Origin of the sequence: Streptomyces synnematoformans (assembly GCF_039531005.1) — a bacterium.
Classification (GTDB): Bacteria; Actinomycetota; Actinomycetes; order Streptomycetales; family Streptomycetaceae; genus Streptomyces; species Streptomyces synnematoformans.
The window spans coordinates 1-4726 of record NZ_BAAAPF010000427.1; the positions used below are offsets into that span (position 1 = coordinate 1).

Sequence of the window (4726 nt, forward strand, 5' to 3'; positions counted from 1 at the left end):
CCGCCCGGCGAGGCCGGCCCCGGCGAGCAGCGCGCCGACGCCGACGCCCGCGGCCTGCAGGAACGAGCGCCGGCGTGGGGTGTGGGGTGGTGAAGTCACCTGTGCCTCCCGGACGTCGTGAAGATCCGGAAGGATGCTCGTCGGGCCGGGTGGCCGGGGCACGACGGGCAGGTGAAGCGCCGCGGGACGGCAGAGAGACGGTCAACGGGACGGTACGGGCCGCCGACGGGCGCGCGCCCCCGGCCGCCGCCGCTTTCTCAGCTGTACTGCGCGACCCGCCGCTCGGCGGCGTCGAGGTACTCGCTCAGCGCCCGGCGGGAGCGGTCGAGCGTGGTGATGTGCGCGTCGAGCCCCTCCAGCCGCTCGCGGAACTTGTCCAGCAGCTCGGGGCAGGGGTAGAAGTCGGGCCCGGTGCCCGTGGCACAGGGCAGGAGCCAGGCGATGTCCTGGGTCGACAGGCCGGCGTCGAGCAGCCGCCGGATCTGCGCGACGGTGAGCACGGCGTCGTCCGTGTACTCGCGGTAGCCGTTGCCGGAGCGCTCGGGCTGCAGCAGACCCTGGGCCTCGTAGTACCGCAGCTGGTGCGCGGGGACACCGGTGCGCCGGCTCAGCTCGCCGATCCGCATGCGCGCTCCTCCTTGACCTTCATACCGGTGTGAACGTTGACCATTCTGCCATGACGACCGACAAGCACACCGAAACCACCCCCGCCCCCGTCTCCGTGCTCGGCCTCGGCCACATGGGCCGCGCCCTGGCCGGCGCCCTGCTGCGCGCCGGGCACCCCACCACCGTCTTCAACCGCACCGCGGCCAAGGCCGACGACCTCGTCGCCGAGGGCGCCGCACGGGCCGGCACCCCCGCCGAGGCCGTCGCCGCCGCTCCGCTGGTGATCGCCTGCGTCACCGACTACGACGCGCTGCACGCCCTCCTCGACCCCGTCAACCCCGCCGCCCTCCGCGGCCGGACCCTGGTCAACCTCACCACCGGTACCTCGGAGCAGGCCCGCGCCACCGCGGCGTGGGCCGCCGAACGCGGCGCGACGTACCTCGACGGCGCCATCATGGCTGCGCCGCCCGGGATCGGCACCGCGGCGGCGACCATCGTCGTCAGCGGCCCGCGCGCGGAGTTCGACCGCCACGCGCCCGCGCTGCGCGGCCTGGCCGGGGACACCCCGTACCTCGGCGCGGACGAGGGGCTGACGGCGCTGTACGAGATGGCGGTCGTGGGCCTGATGTGGAGCATCCTCAACGGCTGGCTGCAGGGCGCCGCGCTGCTCGGCACGGCGGGGGTGTCCGCCGCGGACTACACCGCGGTCGCCGCGAAGGGCATCCCGACCGTCGCCGACTGGCTCCCCGGATACGCGAAGCAGATCGACACCGGCACCTTCCCGGTGGACGACGCCACGCTCGACGTCCACCGGGCGGCGATGGCACACCTCGTCCAGGAGAGCGAATCCCTCGGCGTGAACACCGAGTTCCCGGCGCTGATCAAGGCCATCGCCGACCGCGCCGCGGCGGCCGGGCACGGCGGCGAGGGATATGCGGCGATGATCGAGGAGTTCCGCCGCCCGGCGGCGCAGCCGCGCTGACGACGGCACAGCCCACGGAATACGACCCACGGACCAGGACTTGGCTACGGACATGACCACGACCCCGTTCGACCCCCGCGCGCTGCTGGCCGAGAGCCGCCTCGGCGTGCTCGCCACCCTCAAGAGGGACGGCCGGCCTCAGCTGTCGCCCGTCATGCCCTTCTACGACCCGGACGCCGGCGTCATCCACGTCTCGGTCACCGAGGGCCGCGCCAAGACCGCGAACCTGCGCCGCGACGCCCGCGCCGCGCTGGAGGTCACCGCCCCCGACGGCCGTTCCTGGGCCACCGCCGAGGGCACCGCCACCCTCACCGGCCCCGGCACCGACCCGCACGGCCCGGAGGTCGGCGCGCTGGTGGACTACTACCGCGCCGCGGCGGGGGAGCACCCGGACTGGGACGAGTACCGCGCGGTGATGGTCGCCGACCGCCGGGTGCTCATGACCATGACCGTCGACCACGTCTACGGCGAGCGCCTCGGCTGACTGCGCGGATTCACAGCCGCCGCGCGCAGCCGCCGCCGGGGTCATCCCCGCGGCGGACGGCGCGCGGCGGCGTACTCGGTTTTCAGTAGCCGGAAGTGTCGTACGGGGGACGACGACGGGGCGGGGCCGCCGCGGAAACGCTGGAGGGGTACTTCGAGACCCCCAGAAGCGGAGACCCCCTTCCATGGCGACCTTCCTGTACCGGCTGGGCCGGCTCGCGTTCCGCCGGCGGCTGTCCGCCGTGCTGCTGTGGGCGGCCGCCCTCGCCGTCGCGTTCCTCGGCGCGTCGAGCGCCGGCGACCCGCCCGAGGACTCCACCTCGATGCCCGGGATCGAGGCCCAGCACGCGTACGACCTCATCGACGAGCGCTTCCCGGGCGCCGCCGCCGACGGCGCGGACGCCCGCGTCGTCTTCGTCGCGCCCGACGGCGAGAAGATCACCGCGGGCCAGCACCGCGCGGCGGTGACCGGCTTCGTCGCCGACATCGCCGACGCGCCGCAGGTCGCCGGGGCGGCCGACCCGTTCGACGGCGGTCGCGGCGTGAGCGAGGACGGCACGACCGCATACGCCACCGTCTCCTACGAGGTCGTGGCGGACGACGTCAGCAAGGCCGCCAGGACGGCGCTCGACGACGCCATCGACGAGGCCCGGGACACGGGCCTGACCGTCGAGGCCGGCGGCAGCGCGCTGGAGTCCGAGGTCTCGGCGGGCCTCGGCGAGGTGATCGGCGTCGCGGTGGCGGCCGTGGTGCTGCTCCTCACCTTCGGGTCGCTGGCCGCGGCCGGGATGCCGCTGATCACCGCGCTCGTCGGGATCGGCGTCAGCATGTTCTCGATCCTCGCCCTGGGCCACGCCCTCGGCCTGTCCTCGACGGTCGGCGAGGTGGCGATGATGCTGGGCATCGCGGTCGGCATCGACTACTCGCTCTTCATCGTCTCCCGCTACCGCGAGGAGCGCGCCGCGGGCCACGAGGCGCGCGAGGCGGCGGGGCGGGCGACGGCCACGGCGGGGTCCGCGGTGGTGTTCGCGGGGCTGACGGTGGTCATCGCGCTGGCCGGCCTGTCGGTCGTCGGGGTGCCGATGCTGACGAAGATGGGGCTGGGCGCGGCGGGGGCGGTGCTCGTGGGCGTGCTGGTCGCGCTGACGCTGGTGCCGGCGCTGCTGGGGTGGTGGCCGGACGCGGTGCTGGCGCGCGGGTCCCGCTCGCGCGGTGCCCGGGGGCGCAACGGCCGGGCGGGTGCGGAACTGCGCCCCGGACGGCGTGGCTGGCGCGCCGGTCGGCGGGGCCGTGCGGACGTGACGAGCCCCGCGGGACCCACCGGCCCCTCCGGCGGTGCGGACCGGCCGGCGGTCACGGGCCTGCCGGGGCGTGCGGCCCCTCAGGCCGGCCCGGATCCCGCGGGCGGTACGGACTCCGCGGACGGCGCGGGCCCGCCGGAGCCCCCGCGCGCCACCCTCGGGGTCCGCTGGGCCCGCTTCGTCCTGCGCCGCCCCGTCCCCGTCCTCCTCGCCACCGTCGCCGGGCTCGGCATCCTCGCCGTACCCGCCGCCGACCTCCGCCTCGGCATGCCCGGCGACGAGGCCAAGCCCACCTCCACCACCGAGCGCCGCGCCTACGACGCCCTCGCCGAGGGGTTCGGCCCCGGCTTCAACGGCCCGCTGACCGTCGTCGTCGACGCCCGCGGCGCCGACGACCCCGAGGCCGCCGTGGCCGGCGTGGCCGAGACGATCGGCGGCACCGACGGCGTCGTCTCCGTCTCGCCGCCGCGCTTCGACGAGGCCGGCTCGACGGCCGTGCTCTCCGCCACCCCCGCCACCGCGCCCACCAGCGAACGCACCAAGGACCTCGTCCACGACATCCGCGACCGGCGCCCGGCGGCCGAGGCCGCCACCGGCGCGACGTACGAGGTCACCGGCACCACCGCGCTCAACATCGACGTCGGGCAGAAGCTTCAGGGCGCCCTGGTCCCGTATCTGGCGACCATCATCGGCCTGGCGTTCCTGCTGCTCCTGGTGGTCTTCCGCTCCGTGCTGGTGCCGCTGAAGGCGGCGCTCGGGTTCCTGCTGTCGGTGCTCGCCGCCCTCGGCGCCGTCGTCACCGTCTTCCAGCAGGGACACCTGGCCGGGCTCTTCGGCGTGGAGCAGACCGGGCCGATCATGAGCATGATGCCGATCTTCCTGGTGGGCATCGCCTTCGGGCTGGCCATGGACTACCAGGTCTTCCTGGTCTCCCGGATGCGGGAGGCGTACGTGCACGGGGAGGACCCGCGCGAGGCCGTGGTCAGCGGCTTCCGGCACAGCGCCCGCGTGGTGGCGGTCGCGGCGGTGATCATGATGGCCGTGTTCGGCGGCTTCATGACCGGCGGCGAGCAGGTCATCAGGATGATCGGCTTCGGGCTGGCCGTGGCGGTGTTCTGCGACGCGGTCGTCGTCCGCATGGCCTTCGTGCCCGCCGTGCTCGCCCTGCTCGGCAAGCGTGCCTGGTGGCTGCCGCGCCCGCTGGCGCGGCTGCTGCCGCGTGTGGACATGGAGGGCGAGTCGCTGGGCCGCGGCAGCCCGGGCCCGCGGCCGGTGCCGGACGGCGAGCCGGACCAGGACCTGACGCGCGTCTGACCCGCCTGCCGCGGGGGCCGGCCGCCCGCCTCCCCGAGCG

4 protein-coding genes are annotated in these 4726 nt (G+C 75.5%); 3 read left to right on the forward strand and 1 reads right to left on the reverse strand.

Annotation, left to right across the window (positions count from 1 at the left end; translation table 11 throughout):
* Window positions 1-257 precede the first annotated feature (257 nt).
* Window positions 258-626, reverse strand: coding sequence for a MerR family transcriptional regulator (locus ABD317_RS33630; protein ID WP_344295099.1), 369 nt, complete (start codon window positions 624-626; stop codon window positions 258-260).
* Between the two features lie 50 nt (window positions 627-676).
* Here ABD317_RS33630 and ABD317_RS33635 point away from each other — a divergent pair, with 50 nt between their 5' ends.
* From ABD317_RS33635 to ABD317_RS33645, 3 genes are all read left to right on the forward strand, one after another.
* On the forward strand, window positions 677-1588 hold the full coding sequence (locus tag ABD317_RS33635) for an NAD(P)-dependent oxidoreductase (protein ID WP_344295100.1): 912 nt from the start codon (window positions 677-679) through the stop codon (window positions 1586-1588).
* 52 nt (window positions 1589-1640) lie between these two features.
* Window positions 1641-2072 (forward strand): PPOX class F420-dependent oxidoreductase, encoded by a 432-nt coding sequence (locus ABD317_RS33640; RefSeq protein ID WP_344295102.1) that lies wholly within the window; start codon window positions 1641-1643, stop codon window positions 2070-2072.
* Between the two features lie 184 nt (window positions 2073-2256).
* Window positions 2257-4686: an MMPL family transporter gene (locus ABD317_RS33645; RefSeq protein ID WP_344295104.1), complete on the forward strand. Its 2430-nt coding sequence runs from the start codon at window positions 2257-2259 to the stop codon at window positions 4684-4686.
* Window positions 4687-4726 lie beyond the last annotated feature (40 nt).